Genomic DNA, 24,515 nt, shown 5'->3' with positions numbered 1-24,515 from the left:
ATAACCTGCGACGGTGATGGAACGACGAGTCGGACATTCGGGCCTGCGGACGTCCGCTCTCGGCCTCGGCACGATGACCTGGGGCCGCGACACGAGCGCCGACGACGCCGCGGAGATGCTGCGCGACTTCCTTGACGTGGGCGGCACGCTGCTGGACACGTCGTCGTCCTACGGGGGCGGTGACGCCGAGAGCGTGATCGGCGAGGTGCTGCGGGACACGGGCGTCCGCGACGACCTGGTGCTGTGCACCAAGGGTGGACGGGACGCGTCGCGGCGTGCGCTGCTGGCCGATCTCGACCGCTCGCTGGCCCGCCTCGGCACCGACCACGTCGACCTCTTCCTGGTCGCCTGCCCCGACCCCGCGACACCGCTCGCCGAGACGGTCGGGGCGCTGCGCCTGGCGGTCACCTCGGGTCGCGCCCGGTACGTCGGGCTGTCCAACCACCCGGGCTGGGCGGGCGCGCACGCCGCGACGCTGCTCGACGACGTCGGGCTGACCGCGCTCGAGGTCGAGTACTCGCTGCTGCAGCGTGGCGTCGAGCGCGAGGTGCAGCCGGCCGCGACCGCCCTCGGCATGGGCCTGCTGGCGTGGTCTCCGCTGGGCCGCGGCGTGCTGACGGGCAAGTACCGCCGCACGGTGCCCGCCGACTCGCGGGCCGCGTCGCCGCACCTGGCGGGGTTCGTCGAGCCGTACCTGACGGCGGCGGCCGCCGCGGTGGTCGAGGCCGCCGTGACCGCGGCTCAGGGCCTGGGCCGCACCCCGGCCGAGGTCGCGCTGTCGTGGGTGCTGTCGCGTGACGCCGTCGCGTCGGCGATCGTCGGGGCCCGCACGCCCGCCCAACTGCGCCAGTCGCTCGGCGCGGCTGAGCTCACGCTGCCCGACGAGGTGCTCTCGGCCCTCGACGACGTGTCGACCGTCGAGGTGGGCTACCCGGAGCGCTGGTGACCGCAGGCGGGCCGGGTCAGGGGCGCGAGTCCTCGAGCTCGACGTCGAGGTCGTCGTCCTCGTCGAGGTCGTCGTCCTCGTCGTCGGACTCGTCGTCGTCGGACTCGTCGTCGTCCTCTTCCTCTTCGAGGACGAACGGGGTGACCTCGCCGTACACCTGGGCCAGCGCGTCGTCGTACACCTCGAAGGCGTCAGCCAGGACGTCGTACGCGTCGTCGACCCGGGGGTCGTCGTCACTGCGGCGCGTCGACACGGCGTCGAAGTGCGCCTCCAGCGCGGCGATGAGACGGTCCAGCGCGGCGCGCGGGTCAGCGGTCATGGTCCGAACGCTACCCCGACCAGGGCACAATGGGCAGGCGAATGCACCCCAGGGCACTCCAGGGACGGTGAGATGACGCAGAGCACGACGCGCACACGCTCCTTGCAGCACCAGTACGAGTACCGAGTCCTCACGATCGACCGCAGCACGAGCGTCCCGGACGCACGCAAGATGCTCACCGACGAGGCCGAGTACGGCCGGTGGGAGCTGGCGCGCACCCGGCTCTACCAGGGCGGTCAGCGCAAGGTCTGGCTGCGCCGCAAGATCATCAGGGTCGTCTCGACCCTGTGACGGTCAGCAGGTCGCGAGCAGCCTGTCGAGCACCCGCGTGCCGAACCGCAGCGCGTCCACCGGGACCCGTTCGTCGACGCCGTGGAACATGCCTACGAAGTCGAGGTCGACGGGAAGCCGCAGCGGGGCGAACCCGTAGCCCGTGATGCCGAGCCGGGACAGGGACTTGTTGTCCGTGCCGCCCGAGAGCGTGTACGGCAGGACCACCGACCCCGGGTCCTCGGCCGTCACGGCGTCGACCATCGCGTCGACGAGCGACCCCGTGAACGGCACCTCCAGAGCGACGTCCTGGTGGATGGGCTCGATGCGCACGTCGGGCCCCGCGAGCTCGCGCAGCGTCGCCATGCCCTCTTCCTCGTAGCCGGGCAGCAACCGCACGTCGACCGACGCCTCGGCCCGTCCGGGGATGACGTTGGCCTTGTACCCGGCGGCGAGCTGCGTGGGGTTGGCGGTGTGCCGCACCGTCGCGCCCACGAAGGGCGCGGCCGGGCCGAGCGCTCGCACCAGGGTGTCGATCGCGGCGGGGTCCTCGCCGTCGAACGGCAGGCCGGTCAGGTCGGCGACGCCGCGCAGCAGCCGCTCGACGGTCGGCGTGAGCGTGTACGGCCACTCGAACCGGCCGATGCGGGCGACGGCGTCGGCGAGCGCCGTGACCGCGTTGTCGTGGTTGACGGCCGACCCGTGCCCTGCTCGTCCGTCGGCGACGAGCCGCAACCAGGCGAGGCCCTTCTCGGCGGTCTGGAGCAGGTAGGCACGCGTGCCGCCGACGTCGACGGAGAACCCGCCGACCTCGCTGATGGCCTCGGTCGCGCCCTCGAACAGGTCGGGGCGGTGGTTCACCGCCCACTGGGCGCCGTGGACGCCGCCCGCCTCCTCGTCGGCGAACATCGCGACGACGACGTCGCGCGCGGGCCGGCGTCCCTCCCGCACGTACTGCCGGACCACGGACAGGATCATCGCGTCCATGTCCTTCATGTCGACGGCGCCACGGCCCCACAGCAGGCCGTCGCGCTCCTCGCCGCCGAACGGGTCGACGCTCCAGTCCTCGGCGCGCGCCGGCACGACGTCGGTGTGCCCGTGCAGCACGAGCGCCGGCCTGCTCGGGTCGGTGCCGGCGAGGCGTGTCACCACGGAGGTGCGCCCCGGGCGCGACTCGAAGACGTCGACGTCGAGGCCGACCTCGGTCAGCAGCCCGGCCACGTGCTCGGCGGCGGCGCGCTCCCCCGGGCCCGAGTCGTCGCCGTAGTTCGAGGTGTCGATGCGCAGGAGGTCCTGGCAGATGCGCGCGACCTCGTCCTGCGCGGTGACGGCGCTGGACGTGCGTGCCGTGGGCGTGGGGTCCGGTGTCGTCATGCTCCCAGTCCTCGTCTCTCGAGCAGCGGTGCGATGTCGGCGTCGCGTCCGCGCAGGTCGCGGAACGACGCGAGCGGGTCCTGCGACCCGCCCTTGGCCAGCAGAGAGCGGCGGAACGTCTCGCCGTTGCGACGGGTCAGGCCACCGTTCTCCTCGTACCAGCGCACGGTGTCGGCATCCAGCACTTCGGACCAGATGTATGCGTAGTAAGCGGCCGAGTACCCCGAGCCGAACACGTGGTTGTAGTACGTGGTGCGGTACCGCGGCGGCACGGGCGCGTAGGCCACCCCGGCCTGCTCGAGCGCACGCTCCTCGAAGCCGACGACGTCGTCGACCGACGCGGGGACGTCCTCGGGTGCGAGCCGGTGCCACGCCTGGTCGAGCAGGGCCGCCGCGAGGTACTCGGTCGTGGCGAAGCCCTCGCCGTACTGCCGCGAGGCGCGCAGCGTCTCGACCCACTCCCGGGGCATGGGCTCGCCTGTGGCGTGGTGGACCGCGAAGCTCTCCAGGACGCTCGGGTCCCAGGCCCACATCTCGTTGACCTGGCTCGGGTACTCCACGAAGTCGCGCGGCACCTCGGTGCCCGACTGCGAGGGGTAGCGCACGTCCGACAGCAGGCCGTGCAGGGCGTGCCCGAACTCGTGGAAGAGGGTGATGACCTCGTCCCACGCGAGCAGTGCCGGGCGGCCGGCGGGCGGCTTGACGATGTTGAGGTTGTTGACGACGACGGGGCGCTGACCCAGCAGGTGGTTCTGGTCGACCAGGGTGTTCATCCAGGCCCCGCCGCGCTTCGACTCGCGCGTGTACAGGTCGGCGAGGAACAGGCCGAGCCCCTGGTCCGGCTCGCCCGGCTCGGGCGCGTCGAAGACCTCGAACACGCGCACGTCGGGGTGGTAGCCCCGCAGGTCGTCGCGCTCGGCGAACGACAGCCCGAAGAGCCGGTGCGCGGCCGCGAAGACGCCGTCGTGCAGCACGCGCTCGAGCTCCAGGTAGGGCCGCAGGAGGGCGTCGTCGAGCGCGTAGCGCTCCTTGCGCACGCGCTCGGCGTAGAACGCCCAGTCGCTCGCGCGCAGCGTGGCGTCGGGGCCCGCGTCGGCGCGCAGCGCCGCCTCGAGCTCGGCGGCCTCGGCTCGCGCGTTGGCGACCGCGGGCGGGGTGAGGCGCGCGAGCATGGCTGCGACGGCGTCGGCCGTCTGCGCCGTCGAGTCCTCCGCGACGTACGCGGCGTGGTGGGGGTAGCCGAGCAGGCGGGCGCGGCGCGCCCGCAGCCGCACGATCTCGAGCAGCACCGCGCGCGTGTCGTGCTCGGAGCCGTCCGCGCCGCGCGACTCGGACGCGCGCTGGACGCGCTCGCGCAGGTCGCGGTCGGTCAGGGCGGCGACGACGTTCTGGTGCGTCGGCAGCTGCATCTCGAGCAGCCAGCCGTCCCGTCCGCGCGACTGCGCGGCCGCGCGGGCACCGTCCTTGGCGTCCTCGGGCAGCCCGTCGAGCTCGGACTCGTCCGTGACCAGCACGGAGGCCGCGTTCGCCCCGGCCAGGAGCCTGCGGCCGAACTGTGCCTCAAGCGTCGTCAGGCGCGCGTTGAGCTCCCGCAGCACGGCCTGCGCGTCGTCGTCGAGCGCGACGCCGGCACGGCGGGCATCGACGAGCCGACGGCGCAGCAGCCACGCGGCGTCGGGTGCCAGGCTGGTGCCCTCCGCCCGCTCGAGGGCCTCGAGCCGCGCGTGGAGCGCGCGGTGCATGAGGACGGCGTCGCGGTGCGCGGCGAGCTGCGGCGCGAGGCGCTCCTCGACGTCCTCCAGGAACGGGGTGGCGTCCGCGGCGAGCTGGTTCTCGAACGCGACCAGGGCCCTGCCCAGCGCGCCACCCGACCGTTCGAGCGCCTCGAGCGTGTTCTCGACCGTGGGCGGCGCGGGATCGGCGGCGATCGCCTCGACCTGCGCGCGCTGGGCCGCCATGCCGGCCAGGATCGCCGGCTCGTAGTGCTCCGGGGTGATCGTGGCGTAGTCGGGCAGCTCGTACGGCAACGCGGAACGCTCGTCGAAGGCAGTCACCCGCCCATCCAACACCGTCGGCCCGCCGTCGGCGGCCGCCGCGCGGAAGCGTCTCAGGGTGCGGCCTTCGGTGGCGTGGCCCGCGCTGCAGGGTCGGCCGGGCACGAGGGCTCGCGCGGAGCCGGGTCCGCGGGACATGGTTCCGGGTCCGCAGGACACGGAGCCGGGTCGGCGGGGCAGTCGGCGTCCGCGGTGACCGCGAGCCGGCGGGCGGGATCGAGCCGCGTGAGCATCGCGTACGCGAGCTCGGCGAGGCGGGACGCGCCGTCGTCGCCGAGGCCGTCGAGCACGAGGCGGCGCACCGCCGTCTCGTACAGCGGCCGGGCGTGCCGGTACGCCGTCTCCCCCGCGGCCGTCAGCGTCGCGTTGGTCGCGCGGGCGTCCTGCGGGCACGGGGTCCGGGTCACCAGGCCCTTGCGCTCGAGCGATGTGACCACGCGCGACAGCCGCGGCAGCGTCGCGTTGGTGCGCGCGGCCAGCACGCTCAGCCGCAGGCGCGCCTCGGCATCCTCGTGAAGCGCCTCCAGCAGCGTGAACTCGAAAGACGTGATGCCCGCTTCCACGAGGTGCCGGTCGAGCGCCACCGGGAGGAGCTCGAGCAGGGCGCGCAGACGAGCGACGGCGACCCGCTCCTGGTGGCTCAACCCGTCCATACCGCCCGATGGTACGCGATGGTTGCATCTACAACTAAATCCCTCTAGGTTCACGGTGACCGCCGTCGCGCACCGCGAGACGACCGCCCACCGGGAACGGAGACGATCATGACCGAGCGCACCGACGAGCACGTCCTGGACCCCGCGACCGCCATGGGCGCGGTGTCCCTGCGGGTCGGCGACCTGGACGGCATGTCCGACTACTACGCGAAGGCCTTCGCGATGCAGCCGCTCGAGGAGCGCAGCCGCGGCCGTGAGGTGCACCGCGTGCTGGGTCGCAGGACGACGCCCCTCGTCCGCCTCGTGCACACGCCCGGACTGCCCGCGGTGGACCCCGGCCAGGCCGGCCTGTTCCACACGGCGTTCCTGTTCGAGAGCCCGCAGAGCCTGGCCGCGACGGTCTACCGCGCCGCGCAGGACCCGCGCAGCCGGTTCGTCGGGTCGAGCGACCACCTCGTGAGCGAGGCGTTCTACTTCACCGACCCGGAGGGGAACGGCGTCGAGCTCTACGCCGACCGGGACCGCTCGTCGTGGGTCCACGACGGCACCGAGATCCGCATGACCACACGCCACCTCGACCCGAACGCCTACCTCCGCCGCCACCTGACCCAGGACCCGCTCGACGCCGGGCCGACGCTCGCCGGGACCGTCGGCCACGTCCACCTCCAGGTCGGCGACCTGGCGACCGCGCGCGCCTTCTACGTCGACGCGCTCGGGTTCGACGTCACGCTGACCACCTCCCCCGGAGCACTGTTCGCCTCGGCGGGCGGCTATCACCACCACCTCGCGATGAACACGTGGAACAGCGCCGGCGCCGGACCGCGCGCGGCGAGCCTCGGGCTGGGCGACGTCGCCGTCACCGTGCCGCGACCGGCCGACCTCGACGCTCTCGCCGAGCGGCTGCGCGCACGACGGCTCGACTACTCGGCCGACGGCCGGTCGGTGCGCGTGCTCGACCCATGGGGCACCCAGGTCACGGTCGCTCTGCCCGACCTCACGGTCGACGAGCTGATGCATCGCTGACGCACGCACACGACGTGCGGCGGTCCACGCCTTCCCGTCACGGTTCCCTCGGTGCCGGCTGACGACGCCGGCCGCCCCGACGCTCGCCGACACCGACGACGTCGTGGTGCGCGCCCACGCGGCCCCGCCGCTGGCCCACCGCTGGCCCACCGCGGAAACATCGCGGGACCACCGGCGTCGGGGACGACGGCCTCTCCGGCGACATCGGATGCGCACGCGTGGCCGACCTGCGCGCTGAGCGCGTCATCCCCGGGCCGATCGGGTCTCTTCTCCATGTCATGCGTACCGGTCATGCCTCTGCGTGCGAGCCCCGCCCGTACGGCGTGCGCGACGGACGCGGTCCGAACCAGACCCACCCGACCCCAGGAGCGCCGCCCATGCCCGACCGCGTGACCGACGTCGTCAGCCCCATCACCGACGCCCCGATGCCCGACAGGGTCCCGCTCGACCAGGCTCGCGCCGCCGGGCGGTTCGGCCATTCCAAGCCGACCGCCGAGAACGCGATCGTGCTGCTGATCGACCACCAGATCGGCCTGCTCGCCTCGACGCGCGACACCTCGACCGCAGCCGAGCTCAAGAGCAACATCCTCGGGCTCGGGCGGACTGCACGAGCGCTGGGCCTGCCCGTGCTCATCACCTCGTCGAACGCACAGTGGCACAACGGCGACATCCTGCCCGAGCTGAAGGACCTGTTCCCCGACACTCCGATCATCCGCCGCACCGGCATCATCAACGCCTACGAGGACCCGACGTTCCGCGCCGCCCTGGAACGGACCGTGGAAGAGACCGGGCGCACGCACATCATCCTCGCCGGGGTGACCATCGGGACGTGCACGCTCTTCCCCACGCTGTCGCTGCGCAACGACGGCTACGAGGTGTTCCCGGTGATCGACGCGGCCGGTGCCTGGAACCGGTACGAGGCGGACGCCGCCGTCGCACGCATGGTGCAGGCGGGCGCCCAGCCCGTCACGACGTTCGCGCTCGCCTGCGAGCTGCAGGAGGACTGGAAGAGGCCGTCGGCCGACGCTGTGCTCGACCCCTTCCTGCGGCACCTGTCCGAGTACGGCTTCGTCGTCCAGAACTTCTGGACGAACTACGGCCAGAAGCTGGTCCCCGACCCGTTCGCCTGACCGCGCGCGCCGGTCGCGGCGCTCACGGTCGTCCGGAGCCCGCGTGCCGATGCAGGCCCGCGGCATCGAGCGTCAGCGTGACGTCGACCCCCAGGCGGTCCAGGAAGGCCCGGTCGTGGCTCACCACGAGCAGCGCGCCGCGGTAGGCCGCGAGCGCCTCCACGAGGCCGTCGGCCGAGGCGAGGTCGAGGTTGTTGGTCGGCTCGTCGAGCACCAGGAGCTGGGCGGGCGGGTCGGCGAGCAGCAGCCGTGCCAGCGTCACCCGGAACCGCTCGCCGCCCGACAGCGTCGCCACGGGCCGGTCGACGGCGTCGCCGCGCACGAGGAACCGTGCGAGCCGGCCGCGCAGCACGCCCGGTGCGACACCCGGGGCGCCGGCGCGCACCGCGTCGAGCACGGTCGCCGAGTCGTCGAGCAGGTCGAGGCGCTGCGGCAGGTAGCCGACGCGATCGGTCAGCAGCCCCTCCCCCGCGACAAGCCGTTCCAGCAGAGTCGTCTTCCCGGCCCCGTTGGGTCCGGTCAGCGCGACCCGCTCGGGTCCCTGGACGACGATCTCGCGTCCGTCGGCGCCCGGCAGCACCGCCAGCCTGCGCCCCGGCGCGACTCCCGGGTCCGGCAGGTCGACCGCGATGCGGTCGTCGTCGCGCACCGCCCGCTCGGCGGCCTCGACGGCCGCCCGCGCCAGGTCCTCCTTGGCGTTCGCCTGCGCCCGGCGCGCGGCCTGCGACTTCTCGGCGGAGTTGCGCCTGTCGTTGATGGCCGCCTTGACGTAGCGCGCCTCGGCGACGTCCGTGCGCCCTCGCCGCTCCGAGTGGGCGATGCGTTCGGCCGCCTTGATGCGCTCGGCCTTCTCGCGGCGCAGCAGCGCCTCCGCGTCGCGCAGCGTCCGGCGCGCCGCCTCCTGCTGCGCGTCGCGTTGCCCCTCGTACGCCGAGTAGGGGCCGCCGAACGTCTCCAGCGCACCCGCCCGCAGCTCGGCCGTCTCGTCGACGAGCTCCAGCAGATCCCTGTCGTGCGACACGACGACGACGGCGCCGCGCCACGTGCGGACCAGCTCGTGCAGGCGCTCGCGCCCGGCGCCGTCGAGGTTGTTCGTCGGCTCGTCCAGGAGTGCGACGTCGGCACGCCTCAGCCGGACGCCGGTGACGGCGGTCAGCACGGCCTCGCCGCCCGACAGCGTGCCGACCGGCCGGTCGAGGTCGTCGGGCAGGCCGAGCGCGGCGAGCTCGGCGCGCGCCCGGTCCTCGGCATCCCACGCGTCACCGACGACGTCGAACAGCGCGGGCCGCACGTCGCCGTCGGCGATGGCGCGCACGGCGTCGACCACCTCGCGGATCCCGAGCAGGTCGGCGGTGGTCAGGTGCGTGTCGAGCGTGAGGCGTTGCGGCAGGTAGTCGGCGACGCCGTGGACGACGACGGCGCCCGACGTCGGCCGCAGCAGGCCGGCCACGAGCCGCAGGAGCGTCGACTTGCCGACGCCGTTGAGGCCGACCAGGCCGGTGCGCCCGGCACCGAACGTGCCCGAGACATGGTCGATCGGGGTGGCGCCGTCGGGCCAGGAGAACGTGAGGTCGCGCAGGACGACAGAGGGCGAGGGGAAGGCATGGGGAGGGTCTCCGAAGGTCGGCTGGTGCGCCGACAGCCCTGCCGTGGCAGGGGCCGACGCCGGTCAGGCGGCGGTTCGAAGACCCGTCATCTCGTGCCCTTCAGAGTGCGACCGTCCCCTCTCACGCGCGACGAGGCCGCGGGGACGCCGACACACTTCCACGTGCGCCACACCCGCGCAAGCAGAATTCCGGGCGCGGCGCCCCGCGGCACGTCAGCGCGACTCGGGCCACGGCTCGTCGGGCTCGCGCCGGTCACCGGCCAGCAGCGTCCCGATCCACCCGTCCACGAGCCGGCCCTCGTGCAGGAGCATCCCGCGCACCTGACCCTCGACCCGCATGCCGAGCTTCCAGGCCACGCGACGCGACGCCCAGTTGCCGACCTCGGCGCGCCACACGGCCCGCGCGAGGCCCAGCCCCTCCGGGTCGAGCCCGTAGTCCACGACGAGCCGGGCCGCCTCGGTCGTGAGCCCGCGCCCCCGAGCCTCCGGCGCCGCCCAGAACCCGACCTCACCCGAGCGCGCACCCGCGGGCGCGTCGTCGAGACGCAGCTCGACCATGCCGAGCACGGGCGGCTCGGGCGAACCCGGCAGCACGTCCCCCGCAGCGCGCACCGCCCAGACCAGGCTCGTGCCCGCCTCCCACCCCGCCGGGACGATCGAGGTGGCGAACCCCTCGGCATGCTCGCGCAGGTACGGCCGCGGGACCGTCGTCCAACGCTGGATCGCCGCGTCCTGGCAGATCTCCAGGATCCGCTCGACGTCGGCGGCCGTGGGGGTCGAGAGCCGGACGTGGTCGCCGGTCAGCACGAAGGGTTGCATCCGCGCAGCATGCCAGGCGTCCGAGCCCTGGTCCCGGGAATTCCCGGGGCGCGGCTCACTCCGCCTCGGCGGCCCCGCCGTCGCCCCCGCCGTCGTCGTCGCCGTCGGGCACCGTCGCCACACGCGGCGGACGCAGCGTGGCATACACGGTCCAGGTGACGGCGAGCACCGGCACCGCGACCACGGCCCCCAGGATGCCCGCAAGCACCGTGCCTGCCGTGACGCCGAGCGCGATCACCACAGGATGCAGAGCGACCTGCTTGCCCATGATGAGCGGCTGCAGCAGGTGCCCCTCGATCTGGCCGATCAGCGCGACACCGATGATCACGATGAGCGCCTTGAACGGCCCCTCCGCGGCGAGCGCCACGACACCCGCGATGACCATCGCGGCGGGCGCGCCGATCAGGGGGATGAACGCACCGATGAAGACCAGCACGGCCAGCGGAGCGGCCAGCGGGATACCGAGCGCAGCCAGCAGGATGCCCGCCATGATGCCGTCGGTGACGGCGATGATGACCGTGCCGCGCGCGTACCCCGAGAAGCTGTACCAGCCCGCGTCCGCGGCCCTCTCCCAGCGTTCCCGGTGATCGGAGGGCACCTGCGTGAGGAACCAGCTCCACATCGACCCGCCCGACATGAGGAAGAACACCGTGCAGAACACCGCGAGCGCGATCACCGCGAAGCCCTCGGCCACTGTGCCCGCACTCGCGACGGCCGTGCTCGCCAGGTCCGCACTGTTGTCGGCGACCCACTTGCGGCCGGCCTCGATGGCGTCGTTGATCTGCGCCCACGAGACGTCCACCGGCAACGGGCCGTGCTGCACCCAGTCGATGATCTGGTCGATGCCGCTCGCGAACTGGTCGGCGAGCGTCTGCCACTGACCAGCCACCGACGCGACGACGTACGCCACCAGCCCACCGAAGACGACCAACGCCGACAGCAACGACAGCCCGACAGCGAGAGAACGCGGCATGACGCGGCCGTACAGGTCGGCGACCGGCTTGAGCACCGACGTCAGGACGAGCGCCAGGAACACCGCGACGAACACCAGCCGCACATGGACGACGGCGTACACCAGCAACGACACAGCGGCCACGAGGGCGACGAACCGCCACGACCACCCGGCCGTCGTGAGCAGCCACTGCGGCACGTTCTCCGTCGGCCTGTCGTGCGGCAACGCCCTCACCCTCCACCGTGCACTCAGGCAGCCCCACGCCGCCGTCGTCCGCCCAGTCTGCCCCTTGCGCCCGACGCTGGCGCGGACCGCCGCACTCGATTGCGAGGGGCCGCTCGGTGCGTGCTATGTTTCTGCCCGCACCGAGACGGCGGGAACGCCGGATCGGGTCACCTGTCCGGGTGGCGGAATGGCAGACGCGCTAGCTTGAGGTGCTAGTGCCCTTTATCGGGCGTGGGGGTTCAAGTCCCCCTCCGGACACCGCTTTGACCAGCGGAAACGCTGGTTTTCCTGTTTCTGGTCCACACATCCCGTCCACATCGGGGGTGCGGCAGCAGCAGAATCGCCTCTCCCGCGCGAGCGAGAGAGGCGATCTTTGTATGGCTGAGGTCGCGCCGGATGCCTACTCCCTGCGCGCCCGGCCGCGCCCCTTTGCGGGGCTCTGACGCACGAACGGGTCGACCGCCGGGCGGAACGTCTGCGCGCGGTAGAGGTCGACGCAGTGGTCGTCGTACCGGGGTGACTCCCCAACCATGTGGTGCGGAAGCTCGATGCGGTTCTTGCGGCACCACTGGACCGACTTACCGATCTGCTCGGCGAACCACTCCTCGCCTCGGAGCGGGTCGCGGGCCGGAACGCGAGCGGGGCGCTCGATCAGTTCGGTCACGCTGCACGCTCCACCCGCGCGATGAGCTCGCAGATGGCTTCGTCGGACCCGCGGAGGCTGGCACCGATCCTGACGAGCTGTGTCGGTCCGCTGCCGACGAGTTCGTGGACGCGGGTACGACCGCTGCCAAGGGCCAGCGCGGCTTCCTCGACGGTGTCGGCCAGCGGCTCGCCCGGCCTGGCGCCGGGCTGTTCCTTCTTGCTCATCGTCCCCTCCACGGTCGCTCGGTCCGCCGGTCCCGTCCCGGACGGCGGAGTCTGCTTCTCGCCCGGGGAAAGCCCGCCGGGGCCCGGTTGGGTAACACCGTCCACAACGACGGCGCTCGTGAGCGCCTGTCCACCGTTCGGCGGCGCGTGTTACCGCCGGCCGCGGTGGCCGGCATTCCTGGCTGTGAGGGATCAACTCCTCGCTCGCCACGAGAGGACCGGACGCCATGAACAGGCCCGCCACACCTTTGCCCCTTCGCAACCACCGTCGCCGGTGCGACTCCTGCCGTGACCTCGCGGTCGGTGTCGTGTCGTTGTTCGCCGACGACGGCCGCCACGACTACCACGCCTGCCTCGCCTGCCTCGCCTGCGCGATGGACGCCCTGACCCACTCCCGCGGCCGCGTCATCCTGCGAACCCAGGTCACCGGCGCCGTCGTCGTGCGCGGCATCCCCGGCCCCGGGCGGGCGGCGTGATGCGCCGCGTTCCCGCCGCATCCACCTGGACCCCCGGCACACCGGACGAGAGGCACAGCCTGTGACTACCGAACCCGCGGCTGTCGAGTACGACGGCGCCGGAATCCTCGACCGTGTCCAGGCCACGGTGCAGCGGTACTGCATCCTGCCGAACCGGCACGCGGTCACCGCCGTCACGCTCTTCATCGCCTACACCCACGCCGCGTCCGTGTTCGACTACGCACCCCGCCTCGTGCTGTCCAGCCCGGAGAAACGGTCCGGCAAGACCCGGTGCCTGGAGATCATCGGCCACCTGTCCCACCGGCCCCTGTGGACCGCGAACGCCTCGACCGCCGCCCTGTACCGGTCACTGGCCAGACCGCGAACCCTGCTGCTCGACGAGGCCGACACCGTGTTCGGCACCCGGCACAAGGCCGAACAGAACGAAGACCTACGCGGCCTGCTCAACGCCGGCTTCCAACGCGGCACCCCCGTGATCCGCTACGACGCCTCCGCCAAGACCGTCATGGAACTGCACACCTTCGCCCCCGTCGTCCTGGCCGCCATCGGCCGCCTCCCCGACACCGTCACCGACCGGGCGGTCAACATCGCCATGCGACGCCGCAAACCGGGCGAGCACGTCGAACCCTTCCGCGTGACCCGCGACGTCGAACCACTGCAAGCCCTGGCCTACGAGCTGGACTGCTGGATCACCGACAACCACGAGACCCTCAAACACGCACGCCCACTGCTGCCCGTCTACGACCGGGCCGCAGACCTGTGGGAACCGCTCGTCGCCGTCGCCGACCTCGCCAGCGGGCGCTGGCCCGAACGCGCCCGCCACGCCGCCACCGGGCTGACCGCCGACGCCGCCACCGCCGACGCCGACCACTCCCCCTCACACGAACTACTCCTGGACACCCGTGCCGTGCTCGAACAGTTCGAAGGCGACTTCATCCCGACAGAGGCCCTCATCTCCCGGCTGACCCGCATCCCGGACTCCCGATGGCAAGACGAAGGACTCACCGGACGGCGCCTCGCGATCCTGCTCCGCCCCTACGGCATCACCGTCGGGCGAGCCAACAACCGGATGCGCGACCGCGGATACCACCACCGCGACTTCCGCGACGCGTTCGCCCGCTACCTCCACACCCCCGAACCCACCCCCGGCCCCGGCCCCGCAATGCGGCCGCAACCGGCCGACACGACCACGCAGCCCCCTGACCAGCAGGAACACGTGTGACGGTTCGTCGGCTGCGGCCGCAAACAAGCGGCCGCGGCCAAGGAGAATGATCGACTCTTCCACACGTCGCCTCAGGTCATCACGGAGTGCGGACGCTACGGACGGTTCGCCCAGACGGGTCCCGTCGACGGCGGGGTCATGCCTGCCTGGTCGCGGCGCGCTGCACTGATCACGGCACACCGACCGGCCCAGCAACTGCGGGACGCCGCTCGCACCCCGGGTGCGAGCGGTCGGGTCAGGTCGGCGCCAGCTCCCTGGCGAACACCTCGATGGCCGCGTCGTCGACGGCATCGACGTCGCTCGTGACCTTCGCCGTCTTCTTGACGACGAACCGCTCGAACCTGTTGAGCCGGTCGAGCCGGAAGGCTCCGGAAAGGAACGCGGACACCACCGCTCGCTCCCTGAGCTGAGGCGGATAGGCCGCAACCAGCTCCTTCGAACGGTCGTCCGGCCCCGGCACCATGCCGCTGACGAACAGCCCAAGTCTCTTGCCGCCGAGGTCAGCAGCACTCAGGAATGCCTTCATGGGCGCAAGCGGCTGACTGACATAGACGGCCGTGCCGAGGACGACGGTGTTGAACGCACACAGGTCGGGGTCGCGCTCCTCGGCGAGGTCCAGGACCGGCACATCGGCGCCGAGCGCACGCGCCACCCGGGCACCAATCTCGGCCGTGGTGCCGTGCTTGGTCGCGATGACCACAACTGCTCTCACCGGGGACTCCTCGCGCTCACGATGCGTCGAGTGTGTCACCCGCCGACTCCGCCCGGCCGGTCCAGTGGCACCGTCGGTGCAGCAGGACTCCGTGACGTCACGCCGCCGCGACAGTAGACGCCGACCGGCGCAACCAGATCAGGAGGTCGTCGGCCGCCTGCAGGCGGGCGCCGTCGGAGGTTCCGAGGTGGTCGACGAGGCCGGACGCGCACAGTGCGTGGCGGTCGACGGGCTGGCCGAGGGCGTGGCGTCGTTCGGCCCACCAGGCCGTGAGCGCTGACGTCGCGGCGACCGTGCCGGGGAACAGGCCCAGGTCGACGGCGTCGACCGGCCGCAGGGGTTCCCCGGTCTCGATGCGGGCGGTCGCCCAGGCGCGCCAGTCGGCGCGGACGCGACGCAGGATGGACTTGATGGCGATCTCGTCGCCGTCGCGGGCGGCCTCGATCGCGGCGCGCAGGTCGGCACGCAGGCCTGCGGAATGGTTGCGCAGAGCCCCGGCCAAGACGTGGTCCCAGGCGCCAGGGCCGGCCTCTCGGTCGATGACGCCCCGCAGGTGAGCGACCGCGGCCAGCAGGTCGTCGTTGGCGTGGTGGGCGTCGCCGAGCCCGTCAAGGACGGGCGCGATCTTCGTCTTGCGAACCATGACACCCCGGGCGGCGGCCAGGCGGCGTTCGGTGAGGTTCCTCGCGACGGTGAAGGTCCACCGCCGCTGGTCGACGCCGCCCAGTGGGGTCCAGGTGTCCCGTTTGGCCCACAGGGTCGCGGCGACGTCGCCGAGGACGTCATCGATTGCTGTCGTGATGTCGCCGAGCTCGTCGCGCACGACTGGTGCCGTCGTGCCCGCCCGCAGTCGGCCTGCGACGAAGCCGCGGACCTGGCGCTGGAGGTCGCAGATGCGTTCGCCGATCTGGGTGTCCGTGTTCATGCCTGGCCTCCAAACAGTGCGGGGTGGGTCTGGCGCAAGGTCGCCAGCTTGCGGCGTGCGGTCGCCGCGGAGTTCGCCAGGCCCGCGTCGACGACGTCGGTCCCGCGCACAGGAAGACCGGCCGGGACGCGCGAGGCAACCCACGCGGCGAGGTCCGTAACCGGACGGCGGGTCGCCGCGGCGACGTCGGGGCGTGAGTCGACGTCGTCGTACTGCGGCTCGACTGCGCCCGGTTCGTCGGCGTCCCGCATCGCGATGCCGGAGAGGGCACGGACGCTGGCGCCACCGACGGCGATCTTCGGGACGTCGTCGTCGTTCGCTGTGACGCGCGGCCACGCGGTGACGGTGCTCGCTTCGACGCCGTTCTCGCGCGCGGCCTCCTCACCGCGGCGCACCGCGATGAGGACGAGCATGTGCGTGGTCAACAGCAACGACAACGACGGCACCGAGGAGAACAGGGACGCGACCGGCCGCGACAGGCTCATGTGCCCGACCGGGACGGGTTGGGCGTGCAGGAAGTTGCCCGTCCACGACGCGGCCGCGAACACGACCAGGAGCACCCACGCGTACCAGGTGCCGGCCGCCCCCGGGCACGGAACCGGAACGCGGCCCAGGTGCCGAACAAGATGACGGTGTCGATCGTCAGCGGGAACATCCATCCGATCCGCGGGCTGATCCCGGACGCGATCCCCACCGCACGCAACGCCGTGAACGACAACGTGAACGCCATGACCGCCGCCACGACGCACAGCAGCACGCCCGGCCACAGCGCGAACGCGAACCCCCGACGGCTCATGCTCGCGACCCCTGACGGGTCGGCCCGGCAGCGGTTGGCTCGTCGATGCCGAGCTCGGCCGCGATCTGATCGAGGACGGTGATCGCCTCCTGGACGGCGTCGCTGACCGCGGCGCGCACCGCGTCGGCGTAGGCGGAGTCGGTGACCCATTCGTCTGCCAGGACGATGTGGTCAAGCAGGGTGCGCGTCGTCGAACCCAGCGTGGTCGCCTTGAGCGCGGCGTGCTCAAGCAAGATCGCCGAGCGTGACCTGCGCGTCGGCGGAGCATCGTCGTCCACGTCGCGGGCGGCGTCCAGGACGACGACGGAGCCCACGGCGGGCAGGCGACCGGCCGCCGCGAGGTCCGCCTTGAACTCCGAGACCTTCGTCTCGGAGATCCCCAACCTCAACGCGATCTGCCGCCGCTTGAGACCACGCGCGAGCAGGTCGCGCACCTCCTCGCGCATCTCGTCACCGAACTCACGCGTGCTGGTATCCACCGCTGGCTCCTTCGGGCTGGCTTCTGCCTACGCCCGGGGAAAGCCCCTGAGGGGCCCCTGCGGTAACACCCCTGGGGCGACCCGGACAGGTTGCCCAATAGCCCGCCACCGTGGGGCGATGCCCCCGGGCGATACCGAGCCCGCTCCTGCCGCGTCGGTAGGCTCGTGCGGTGACCACGCTGATCCCCTTGGATGGACCCACCGTCGTCGTCGAGTTCGCCGGGACTCGGCTGCTCGTCGATCCCACGTTCGACGTGCCGCAGGAGTACCCCGTCGGGGCGCGGTCCCTGCGCAAGACGAGCGGCCCGACGTGGACCGCCGAGCGGGTCGGCCCCGTGGACGCCGTGCTGCTCTCCCATGACCAGCACGCCGACAACCTCGATCACGCCGGCCGCACGTACCTCGCGACGGCGCCGCTCACGCTGACCACCGCGCTGGCCGCTGAACGGCTGGGCGGCACCGCGCGGGCGCTGCCCTCGTGGGAGACCGCGGTCATCGGCACGGTGACCGTCACAGCCGTCCCCGCCCAGCACGGCCCGGACGGCGTCGAGCACCTCACGGGCCCGGTCACCGGATTCGTCCTGACCGCCCCGGGCGAGCCGACCATCTACATCAGCGGCGACAACGCCTCCCTGCGTGTCGTGGACGAGATCGCGACCCGGTTCCCGGACATCGACATCGCGGTGCTGTTTGCCGGCGCGGCGCGCACACCGCTCGTCGACGGGTTCCTCACCCTGACGAGCCACGACGCGGTCGAGGCGGTGCGACGCCTTGGGCAACCCCGGACACTGCCCGTCCACACCGACGGCTGGGCACACTTCAGCCAGGACGGCGCAAGCCTGCGAGCCGCGTTCCATGCAGCAGGCCTGGCCGACGTGCTCTTGCCCGCGGCGCCCGGGCGGCCGATCCACCTCTGATCCGGGACGAATCAGACCGGCCGTCGAACCCGAACTGCTGCCTCCTCGTCTGCGGTGAGCCCGGTAACCACCGCTACGGGAGTTAAGCGCAGCCAGGCGAGCGTGTCGCGGGCCGTGACAGAGACGGACCGGGTGCGCAGGCCCGCGGTGACGGCGGGTGCGTCGTCGTGGGCGAGCATGCCGTCGTACTCCGGGCGCGGCAGCCACAACGGGACCGACCGCGGACCCGCCCACGGGGCGACGTCGGCGGAGCGTCGTCAACGAAGTCGCAGACCGTGTCCAAGACGACGATGGAGCCCGCAGCGTGCAGGCGACCCGCCACCGCGAGGTCCGCCTCAACTCCGACACCTTCGTCTCGCGCCGCGCGACCATCAGCCGATCAGCCGATCAGAGAAACCCTGCGACAGAGCCGCCCACGCCCACACAGGCGAAGAACACGACGACATCCCCGAGCAACAGGAGCCAGCCGGTCAAGCCCCAGCAGGTGGTGTAGCGCGTTGTGATCCTTCGTCGTGTCGGTCAGGTCAGGCGGCGGCTCCGAGGGTCAGCGGCTGGGCGGGGACGACGTCGGTGGAGACGGCCAGAGGGGTGCGTGCCTTCTTGAGGGCGTCGAGGGAGAAGTAGCGGCGCCCTTCGGCCCACTCGTCGTGCTGTTCGGCCAGGACGGCGCCGACGAGCCGCACGATGGCGTCACGGTTAGGGAAGATGCCCACGACGTCGGTGCGACGGCGGATCTCCTTGTTGAGCCGTTCGTTGGGATTGTTCGACCAGATCTGTCTCCAGATCTCCTTGGGGAACGCGGTGAACGCGAGGATGTCGGCGCGGGTGGCGTCGAGGTGGTCGTGCACGTCGGGCAGCGGGGTGGCGACCATGTCGAGGAGCTGGTCGAACTGCGTGGTCACCGCCGCGGGGGTGGGCTGGTCGTAGACAGAGTGCAGCATCGCCTTGACGGCCGGCCAGGACGCCTTGGGGCACACGCTCATGAGGTTCGCGGCGTAGTGAGTGCGGCAGCGTTGCCAGGTCGCTCCGGGCAGGTTCGCCGCGATCGCTTCGACCAGGCCGCGGTGGGCGTCCGAGGTCACCAGGCGCACCCCGGTCAGGCCGCGGGCGACGAGGTCGGCGAAGAACTCGTTCCACGCCGCGCCGGTTTCCGAGGTCACCACGCGGGTGCCGAGGACCTCACGGTGCCCGTCACCGTTGACGCCCGTGGCCACGAGCACGACGGCGTTGATCACCCGGCCGGCCTCACGGACCTTCATCGTCAAAGCGTCCGCGGCGACGAAAGTGAACGGGCCGGACTCGTCCAGCGGGCGGTGGCGGAACGCGTCGACCTGCTCGTCCAGGTCGGCGGCCATGCGGGAGACCTGCGACTTCGAGAGCCCGTCGATCCCGAGGGTCTTGACGAGCTTGTCCATCCGGCGCGTCGAGACGCCTGCCAGGTAGCAGTCCGCGACCACGGTGGTCAGGGCGGACTCGGCCCGCTTGCGGCGCTCGAGGAGCCAGTCTGGGAAGTAGGTCCCCTCGCGCAGCTTGGGGATCGCCACGTCGATCGTCCCGACCCGGGTGTCCAGGGGCCGGTGCCGGTACCCGTTGCGCTGTGTCGTGCGCTCGGGCGAGCGTTGGCCCCACTCGGCGCCGACGACCGTGTCGGCGTGCTCGGAGAGCAGGGCGTTGATGATGTTGCCCAGCATCGTGCGCATGAAGTCCGGGGAGGACTCGGCCAACGCTTCGTGAAGCAGGCGGGCAGGGTCGATCATGTGAGGTGCGGTCATCGCGGGTACTCCGTTCGAGCGAACTTGGGAAGGTTCAACTCGAAGGATCACGCGGTGGCCGCCTCTCATCTCCCGGCTGTCACGCCGGCGACGGCCACCTGGCCGACCTACACCACTCTGCGGGACTCAACTACGCCCGTCCACTTCCGTAAGGAGTCACGTGCCGAATCTCGATGAGATCCTTGGGCTGCTGAATCGCGTTGGAGCAGTCGACATCAACCGACTTCCGCTTGCGCCCAACGGGCCACCTCCGCCGATCGAAGGAGACCTGAGCGCGAACGTCACGCCACGTGTAGGCACTTCGAGCCTGCACGTCGAAACCATCACGGGGACCGGTGAAGACGGCCACGCATCTGACGATCTCAGCGTCGATTGGATACGTTTGGCTTCGGGCGACTGGGATCTTTGCGCGGAACTAGATGAACTGATCTCGGCCGATGAACCCGTGAACACCAGGGTGGCTTGGGAGACCGCCGCCTGGTACCAGCAGATCCACTACTACGGGCAGAACTGGGGGATCTTCATTGATGAGAAGGCTGTGGTTCGAATCGCCAACCAGGTGCTGCTTAAGTATCTCGCCGCTGGGGGCCCTATCTCTGCGACAGCAAAGAAGAGCGCTCTCGCAGCGGCCCAGGCCATGCTCTTCACGCACGAGGTCTTCCATCACCGCATGGAGTCCGCATCCATCCGAGTGAGCGCCATCGCCGAGCGTTCGACATACCCGGAGTACCACCGGTTGGTCTACAAAGAGGCGCGTTCCTTGGACGAGCCACTCGAGGAGGGCCTTGCCAACGCCTTCATGTACAGAGAGTTTGGGCGACGAGCGCCAGGCCTGGATGGGCGGATGTCAAAGGCGGCCCAGAAGTACATGCTGGCGTCATTCAAAGACTCGGCGCCCGGGTATCGTCTCGCGACCGACATTCTTGGTAGCTTCGAGTATGGCCGGGCACTTCGTGACCTCGTCGGGCGCATCTTGAACCGCTCGCCCTGGCACGACTCTGATTCATGGCACGCCGAAATGGCACTTGCCCTAACCGGGGCACTGTTCGCCGATGACAGAATTCCAACGTTCATGTGGACTGCTGGAGCCGCAAACCCATTCACGCCGCCCCTCCGAAGATAGTCTCAAGCATTGGCAGCGGGGTGGTGCACGGACATAGTTCAGTGGCTCTGGCCGACCGGGACGAATGTCGCAATCCAGTCGCCGACGGCGCCCGCGCCCCAGCCGGTGGCGCCGGACAGTGAGCCGAGGAGCACCATCCCGAGGAGCGCGGCTCCGGCGCCGCCGGCGAAGAACGTCGCGTTCTTGCCACCGAGCGAGCCGCCCGTGGCGCGGGAGGCAACCCAGCAGGCGACGCCGAGGACAAACGCGATCGCGCAGACGAGGATCGCGATGCCGAGCGCCGTGCCGACGACGGCGCGGAGCGTGTCGCCGGTCGTGCCGTTGTCGCCACCGTCGAGCCAGGTGAAGTCGAGGCCCGGTACGGTCACCGAGTCGTCGCCCGCGATCACCCGCCCGAGCGCGCCGCTCACGGGACAAGCTCCGGGTCCGAGACGACGTAGCCGTCGTCGATGAACACGCCCGTGACCTTGTCGTCGGCAACCCGCATGGCGACGAGTAGCCGCATCCCGGGACGCGCCCAGCCCTCGCCGCTCCCGAACACGACCTCCGCCCTCAGCGTCACGACGTCAGCCGGGTCGATCGTCTGGTCGGTCTCGTCAGTGATCGAGACGATGCGTGGCAGGGCCGCGTGGACGGCCGCGTCGAAGGCGATGTGCTCAAGCGCCGTCTTCGGAACGATCACGGTCTGCGCGTCTGCCGTAGCCCATTCGGCGTTCGCGCGCTCGACTGCCCGGTCCCATGCACCAACGTCTGCGTCGTCCTCACGCCACGCCAGAGCCGCCTCCAGCCAGCCGCGCGCTGCCTCCCGTCCGGAGTCGCCGACCGGTGCCGCATCGGCAGCCGGGGCGAACCGGTCACGGCATCGTCGGACCCCACCCCAGCGCCGCCCGCGGCGTCCGCGAGCTCGGCGGCCGCGAGCTCGGCGGCCGCGAGCTCGGCGGCCGCGTCCTCGCGCGCTCGGACGCGCTCGCGCAAGGTCATGGGCAAGGGCGACCAGGTCGGCGTCGCTCCAGTAGTCGCCGCCGCCCCAGGGGCGCCGTCGCCCACTGCCGCTACGACGTCGTCGTGCCGCCCGACGGCGAACCACACCGCCACGCCGACCACGAGGGCGACGGTGACGAGCGCCGCCGCCCCGACCACCCACGCCAGCCGGCGACCTCCACGACTGTGGACCATCGCGATCTCCCCTCAGTAGTTGAGTCCCGCAGAGTGGTGTAGGTCGGCCAGGTGGCCGTCGCCGGCGTGACAGCCGGGAGATGAGAGGCGGCCACCGCGTGATCCTTCGAGTTGAACCTTCCCAAGTTCGCTCGAACGGAGTACCCGCGATGACCGCACCTCACATGATCGACCCTGCCCGCCTGCTTCACGAAGCGTTGGCCGAGTCCTCCCCGGACTTCATGCGCACGATGCTGGGCAACATCATCAACGCCCTGCTCTCCGAGCACGCCGACACGGTCGTCGGCGCCGAGTGGGGCCAACGCTCGCCCGAGCGCACGACACAGCGCAACGGGTACCGGCACCGGCCCCTGGACACCCGGGTCGGGACGATCGACGTGGCGATCCCCAAGCTGCGCGAGGGGACCTACTTCCCAGACTGGCTCCTCGAGCGCCGCAAGCGGGCCGAGTCCGCCCTGACCACCGTGGTCGCGGACTGCTACCTGGCAGGCGTCTCGACGCGCCGGATGGACAAGCTCGTCAAGACCCTCGGGATCGACGGGCTCTCGAAGTCGCAGGTCTCCCGCATGGCCGCCGACCTGGACGAGCAGGTCGACGCGTTCCGCCACCGCCCGCTGGACGAGTCCGGCCCGTTCACTTTCGTCGCCGCGGACGCTTTGACGATGAAGGTCCGTGAGGCCGGCCGGGTGATCAACGCCGTCGTGCTCGTGGCCACGGGCGTCAACGGTGACGGGCACCGTGAGGTCCTCGGCACCCGCGTGGTGACCTCGGAAACCGGCGCGGCGTGGAACGAGTTCTTCGCCGACCTCGTCGCCCGCGGCCTGACCGGGGTGCGCCTGGTGACCTCGGACGCCCACCGCGGCCTGGTCGAAGCGATCGCGGCGAACCTGCCCGGAGCGACCTGGCAACGCTGCCGCACTCACTACGCCGCGAACCTCATGAGCGTGTGCCCCAAGGCGTCCTGGCCGGCCGTCAAGGCGATGCTGCACTCTGTCTACGACCAGCCCACCCCCGCGGCGGTGACCACGCAGTTCGACCAGCTCCTCGACATGGTCGCCACCCCGCTGCCCGACGTGCACGACCACCTCGACGCCACCCGCGCCGACATCCTCGCGTTCACCGCGTTCCCCAAGGAGATCTGGAGACAGATCTGGTCGAACAATCCCAACGAACGGCTCAACAAGGAGATCCGCCGTCGCACCGACGTCGTGGGCATCTTCCCTAACCGTGACGCCATCGTGCGGCTCGTCGGCGCCGTCCTGGCCGAACAGCACGACGAGTGGGCCGAAGGGCGCCGCTACTTCTCCCTCGACGCCCTCAAGAAGGCACGCACCCCTCTGGCCGTCTCCACCGACGTCGTCCCCGCCCAGCCGCTGACCCTCGGAGCCGCCGCCTGACCTGACCGACACGACGAAGGATCACAACGCGCTACACCACCTGCTGGGGCTTGACCCCCTCAGTACCAGTGCGGCGAGTTGCCGTTCCAGAACCCCCACGCGCTGCACGGGGTGTCGTACCGCTCAGCGATGTAGCCCAGCCCCCAGGCGATCTGCGTGGCCGGGTTGGACGCCCAGTCCAGGCCCACGCTCGCCATCTTCGAGCCAGGCAGCGCCTGCGGGATGCCGTACGCGGACGACGTCGGGTTGTCGGCCCGGTGGTTCCAGCCCGACTCTGCCGTCCACAGCTCTTCCAGGCACGTCCACTCAGCACCGGTCCAGCCACGCTCGGCGGCCATCGCCTTGCCGAGGGCGCGGTTGCTGTCCGGGGTGCCGTCCGAGGTCCGGCTGCCCGGGTCTGCTTGGGCGACGACGGCGGCCGGCAGGTACTGCCAGTGCCACGGTTCGGACTTCGTGAAGTCGGGCGACGCGGGCTCGGCCCATGTGGGGTGGAAGAACCCGAAGCGCCAGCCGTGCGCCTTCATCCAGGCGTACGGGGCGGTGTCGTAGGAGTTGATGCCGGAGCCGAGGTCGAGCGCGAGGCCCCAGCCGTGGTTCGAGAAGCCCGGCGCCGCGGCCAGGAAGCCCTTCGACGCCTTGACCGCGACCTGCTCCGAGTAGGAGCGGTAGGCGTCAGTGACGGCGATGTCGTGGCCGAACTCAGCACGGAACGCGGCGGTGAGGGCTCCGAACGCCTCGGCGGCGTCGCAGCGGGCACGCATCGTCGGGGCGGTCGGGAGCGTGCACAGGTCCTCGGGGGCGACGTTGCCGTTGGTGAAGCCACCCCAGCCATTCGCGTTCGGGTCGACGTCGACGAACGTGGAGTCCTCGACGTTGTAGGCGACCGTGCCGTCGGTCTGCATCCTGTCGGTCTCGGTTGCGACGAACGAGTTCACGACGACGGCGACGACGCCGACAACTGCGGCGATCGGCGCGACGACGACGGCCAGCAACGCGAGGGCGAGCGCGACGACGACACGGCGGCCGCTCTTGGTCCTGGTCGCACGCGCGCCTGCTGCGACGGTTGCGCCTGCCACTCGACCCTCCTCGCGGTGCGGGTCACGCGGGAAGCGCGGCCTTCGCGAGGTACATCGCCTGCGGCGAGAGAGGACGGCAGACGACGGCGAGGCTGCGTTGACCCGGACTCATCCGTCCGAAGCGTCCAACGGGAGTGGTGTTGGCGCTTGGTAGGTGCGGGGTCCGCACGGGCTCAGCGTGAGGACGCTTCAACCCGTCCGGC

28 protein-coding genes and 1 tRNA gene are annotated in these 24,515 nt (G+C 71.5%); 10 read left to right on the top strand and 19 right to left on the bottom strand.

From position 1 onward, the window contains the following. Window positions 1-73: 73 nt before the first annotated feature. Entirely contained in the window at window positions 74-946 is an 873-nt protein-coding gene (locus ET495_RS03560; RefSeq protein ID WP_425471189.1) for an aldo/keto reductase, read from the top strand. A 16-nt stretch (window positions 947-962) separates the two neighbouring features. Here ET495_RS03560 and ET495_RS17515 read toward each other — a convergent pair whose 3' ends face one another. Further along, the gene (locus ET495_RS17515; RefSeq protein ID WP_162616355.1) at window positions 963-1,265 is read right to left on the bottom strand and encodes a primosomal protein; all 303 of its coding nucleotides are present in this window, start codon (window positions 1,263-1,265) and stop codon (window positions 963-965) included. 72 nt (window positions 1,266-1,337) lie between these two features. Here ET495_RS17515 and ET495_RS03550 point away from each other — a divergent pair, with 72 nt between their 5' ends. Continuing rightward, on the top strand, window positions 1,338-1,556 hold the full coding sequence (locus ET495_RS03550) for a DUF5703 family protein (protein WP_129202650.1): 219 nt from the start codon (window positions 1,338-1,340) through the stop codon (window positions 1,554-1,556). A 3-nt stretch (window positions 1,557-1,559) separates the two neighbouring features. On the opposite strand, the gene ET495_RS03545 is transcribed toward ET495_RS03550, so the two are convergent. From ET495_RS03545 to ET495_RS03535, 3 genes are read right to left on the bottom strand one after another with little or no spacing between them, the layout of a single operon-like run. Beyond that, entirely contained in the window at window positions 1,560-2,909 is a 1,350-nt protein-coding gene (locus ET495_RS03545) for a M20/M25/M40 family metallo-hydrolase (RefSeq protein WP_129202648.1), read from the bottom strand. Next, entirely contained in the window at window positions 2,906-4,963 is a 2,058-nt protein-coding gene (locus tag ET495_RS03540; protein WP_245993296.1) for a M3 family metallopeptidase, read from the bottom strand. Before ET495_RS03540 ends, ET495_RS03545 begins: the two co-directional genes overlap by 4 nt. 53 nt (window positions 4,964-5,016) lie before the next feature. Then, a complete protein-coding gene (locus tag ET495_RS03535) occupies window positions 5,017-5,616 on the bottom strand; it encodes a MarR family transcriptional regulator (protein WP_129202644.1) in 600 nt (199 codons plus the stop codon). A gap of 108 nt (window positions 5,617-5,724) precedes the next feature. Here ET495_RS03535 and ET495_RS03530 point away from each other — a divergent pair, with 108 nt between their 5' ends. Together ET495_RS03530 and ET495_RS03525 are read left to right on the top strand one after the other, a co-directional pair. Beyond that, complete coding sequence (locus ET495_RS03530) at window positions 5,725-6,639, top strand: VOC family protein (RefSeq protein WP_129202642.1); 915 nt, start codon at window positions 5,725-5,727, stop codon at window positions 6,637-6,639. A 377-nt stretch (window positions 6,640-7,016) separates the two neighbouring features. After that, the gene (locus ET495_RS03525; RefSeq protein WP_129202640.1) at window positions 7,017-7,769 is read left to right on the top strand and encodes an isochorismatase family protein; all 753 of its coding nucleotides are present in this window, start codon (window positions 7,017-7,019) and stop codon (window positions 7,767-7,769) included. A gap of 22 nt (window positions 7,770-7,791) precedes the next feature. Here the strand turns inward: ET495_RS03525 and ET495_RS03520 are convergent, their stop codons facing one another. The 3 genes from ET495_RS03520 to ET495_RS03510 form a co-directional block, all read right to left on the bottom strand. Beyond that, window positions 7,792-9,411 carry an ABC-F family ATP-binding cassette domain-containing protein gene (locus ET495_RS03520; RefSeq protein ID WP_129202638.1) on the bottom strand — a complete coding sequence of 540 codons (1,620 nt, stop codon included), beginning with the start codon at window positions 9,409-9,411 and terminating at the stop codon, window positions 7,792-7,794. Between the two features lie 177 nt (window positions 9,412-9,588). Continuing rightward, entirely contained in the window at window positions 9,589-10,194 is a 606-nt protein-coding gene (locus tag ET495_RS03515) for a GNAT family N-acetyltransferase (RefSeq protein WP_129202636.1), read from the bottom strand. Window positions 10,195-10,249: 55 nt separating this feature from the next. Next, on the bottom strand, window positions 10,250-11,380 hold the full coding sequence (locus ET495_RS03510) for an AI-2E family transporter (protein ID WP_129202633.1): 1,131 nt from the start codon (window positions 11,378-11,380) through the stop codon (window positions 10,250-10,252). Window positions 11,381-11,544: 164 nt separating this feature from the next. Between ET495_RS03510 and ET495_RS03505 the strand changes: the two genes are divergently transcribed. Then, window positions 11,545-11,629, top strand: a tRNA-Leu gene (locus tag ET495_RS03505). 142 nt (window positions 11,630-11,771) lie between these two features. On the opposite strand, the gene ET495_RS03500 is transcribed toward ET495_RS03505, so the two are convergent. Next, window positions 11,772-12,035, bottom strand: coding sequence for a hypothetical protein (locus ET495_RS03500; RefSeq protein WP_129202631.1), 264 nt, complete (start codon window positions 12,033-12,035; stop codon window positions 11,772-11,774). Next, window positions 12,032-12,241: a helix-turn-helix domain-containing protein gene (locus ET495_RS03495; protein ID WP_129202629.1), complete on the bottom strand. Its 210-nt coding sequence runs from the start codon at window positions 12,239-12,241 to the stop codon at window positions 12,032-12,034. Before ET495_RS03495 ends, ET495_RS03500 begins: the two co-directional genes overlap by 4 nt. Before the next feature lie 308 nt (window positions 12,242-12,549). Here ET495_RS03495 and ET495_RS17510 point away from each other — a divergent pair, with 308 nt between their 5' ends. Continuing rightward, on the top strand, window positions 12,550-12,717 hold the full coding sequence (locus tag ET495_RS17510) for a hypothetical protein (protein WP_162616354.1): 168 nt from the start codon (window positions 12,550-12,552) through the stop codon (window positions 12,715-12,717). 61 nt (window positions 12,718-12,778) lie between these two features. After that, the gene (locus ET495_RS03490; protein WP_129202627.1) at window positions 12,779-13,939 is read left to right on the top strand and encodes a DUF3631 domain-containing protein; all 1,161 of its coding nucleotides are present in this window, start codon (window positions 12,779-12,781) and stop codon (window positions 13,937-13,939) included. Window positions 13,940-14,174: 235 nt separating this feature from the next. On the opposite strand, the gene ET495_RS03485 is transcribed toward ET495_RS03490, so the two are convergent. The 5 genes from ET495_RS03485 to ET495_RS17505 form a co-directional block, all read right to left on the bottom strand. Next, on the bottom strand, window positions 14,175-14,639 hold the full coding sequence (locus tag ET495_RS03485) for a flavodoxin domain-containing protein (RefSeq protein ID WP_162616353.1): 465 nt from the start codon (window positions 14,637-14,639) through the stop codon (window positions 14,175-14,177). A 109-nt stretch (window positions 14,640-14,748) separates the two neighbouring features. Continuing rightward, window positions 14,749-15,576 carry a hypothetical protein gene (locus ET495_RS03480; protein WP_129202623.1) on the bottom strand — a complete coding sequence of 276 codons (828 nt, stop codon included), beginning with the start codon at window positions 15,574-15,576 and terminating at the stop codon, window positions 14,749-14,751. After that, window positions 15,573-16,061, bottom strand: a complete 489-nt coding sequence (locus ET495_RS03475; protein WP_162616352.1) for a hypothetical protein — start codon at window positions 16,059-16,061, stop codon at window positions 15,573-15,575. Before ET495_RS03475 ends, ET495_RS03480 begins: the two co-directional genes overlap by 4 nt. Next, window positions 16,058-16,372: a DUF2637 domain-containing protein gene (locus ET495_RS03470; RefSeq protein ID WP_162616351.1), complete on the bottom strand. Its 315-nt coding sequence runs from the start codon at window positions 16,370-16,372 to the stop codon at window positions 16,058-16,060. Before ET495_RS03470 ends, ET495_RS03475 begins: the two co-directional genes overlap by 4 nt. After that, window positions 16,369-16,851 carry a hypothetical protein gene (locus ET495_RS17505; protein WP_162616350.1) on the bottom strand — a complete coding sequence of 161 codons (483 nt, stop codon included), beginning with the start codon at window positions 16,849-16,851 and terminating at the stop codon, window positions 16,369-16,371. Before ET495_RS17505 ends, ET495_RS03470 begins: the two co-directional genes overlap by 4 nt. A 170-nt stretch (window positions 16,852-17,021) precedes the next feature. Here ET495_RS17505 and ET495_RS03465 point away from each other — a divergent pair, with 170 nt between their 5' ends. Continuing rightward, entirely contained in the window at window positions 17,022-17,768 is a 747-nt protein-coding gene (locus ET495_RS03465; RefSeq protein WP_129202617.1) for an MBL fold metallo-hydrolase, read from the top strand. Between the two features lie 524 nt (window positions 17,769-18,292). On the opposite strand, the gene ET495_RS03460 is transcribed toward ET495_RS03465, so the two are convergent. Beyond that, complete coding sequence (locus ET495_RS03460) at window positions 18,293-19,540, bottom strand: IS256 family transposase (RefSeq protein ID WP_129201780.1); 1,248 nt, start codon at window positions 19,538-19,540, stop codon at window positions 18,293-18,295. A gap of 160 nt (window positions 19,541-19,700) precedes the next feature. On the opposite strand from ET495_RS03460, the gene ET495_RS03455 reads away from it, so the two are divergent. Next, window positions 19,701-20,663 carry a hypothetical protein gene (locus ET495_RS03455; RefSeq protein WP_129202615.1) on the top strand — a complete coding sequence of 321 codons (963 nt, stop codon included), beginning with the start codon at window positions 19,701-19,703 and terminating at the stop codon, window positions 20,661-20,663. A gap of 38 nt (window positions 20,664-20,701) precedes the next feature. Here ET495_RS03455 and ET495_RS03450 read toward each other — a convergent pair whose 3' ends face one another. Genes ET495_RS03450 through ET495_RS17500 form a run of 3 tightly spaced genes read right to left on the bottom strand, consistent with a single transcriptional unit; the run spans window position 20,702 to window position 21,839 of the window. Beyond that, a complete protein-coding gene (locus tag ET495_RS03450; RefSeq protein ID WP_129202614.1) occupies window positions 20,702-21,073 on the bottom strand; it encodes a hypothetical protein in 372 nt (123 codons plus the stop codon). Further along, a complete protein-coding gene (locus tag ET495_RS03445) occupies window positions 21,070-21,345 on the bottom strand; it encodes a hypothetical protein (RefSeq protein ID WP_129202612.1) in 276 nt (91 codons plus the stop codon). Before ET495_RS03445 ends, ET495_RS03450 begins: the two co-directional genes overlap by 4 nt. Further along, window positions 21,342-21,839: a hypothetical protein gene (locus tag ET495_RS17500; RefSeq protein WP_162616349.1), complete on the bottom strand. Its 498-nt coding sequence runs from the start codon at window positions 21,837-21,839 to the stop codon at window positions 21,342-21,344. The genes ET495_RS03445 and ET495_RS17500 overlap by 4 nt, the downstream gene beginning before the upstream one ends. A 149-nt stretch (window positions 21,840-21,988) precedes the next feature. Here ET495_RS17500 and ET495_RS03435 point away from each other — a divergent pair, with 149 nt between their 5' ends. Continuing rightward, window positions 21,989-23,236, top strand: coding sequence for an IS256 family transposase (locus tag ET495_RS03435; protein WP_129201780.1), 1,248 nt, complete (start codon window positions 21,989-21,991; stop codon window positions 23,234-23,236). A 59-nt stretch (window positions 23,237-23,295) separates the two neighbouring features. Here ET495_RS03435 and ET495_RS18035 read toward each other — a convergent pair whose 3' ends face one another. Next, a complete protein-coding gene (locus ET495_RS18035) occupies window positions 23,296-24,312 on the bottom strand; it encodes a M15 family metallopeptidase (RefSeq protein WP_129202608.1) in 1,017 nt (338 codons plus the stop codon). Window positions 24,313-24,515: the final 203 nt, after the last annotated feature.

The organism is Xylanimonas allomyrinae (assembly GCF_004135345.1).
GTDB lineage: Bacteria > Actinomycetota > Actinomycetes > Actinomycetales > Cellulomonadaceae > Xylanimonas > Xylanimonas allomyrinae.
The sequence above is the reverse complement of the archived record's forward strand: the minus strand, read 5'-3'. Positions and strand labels throughout refer to the sequence as shown.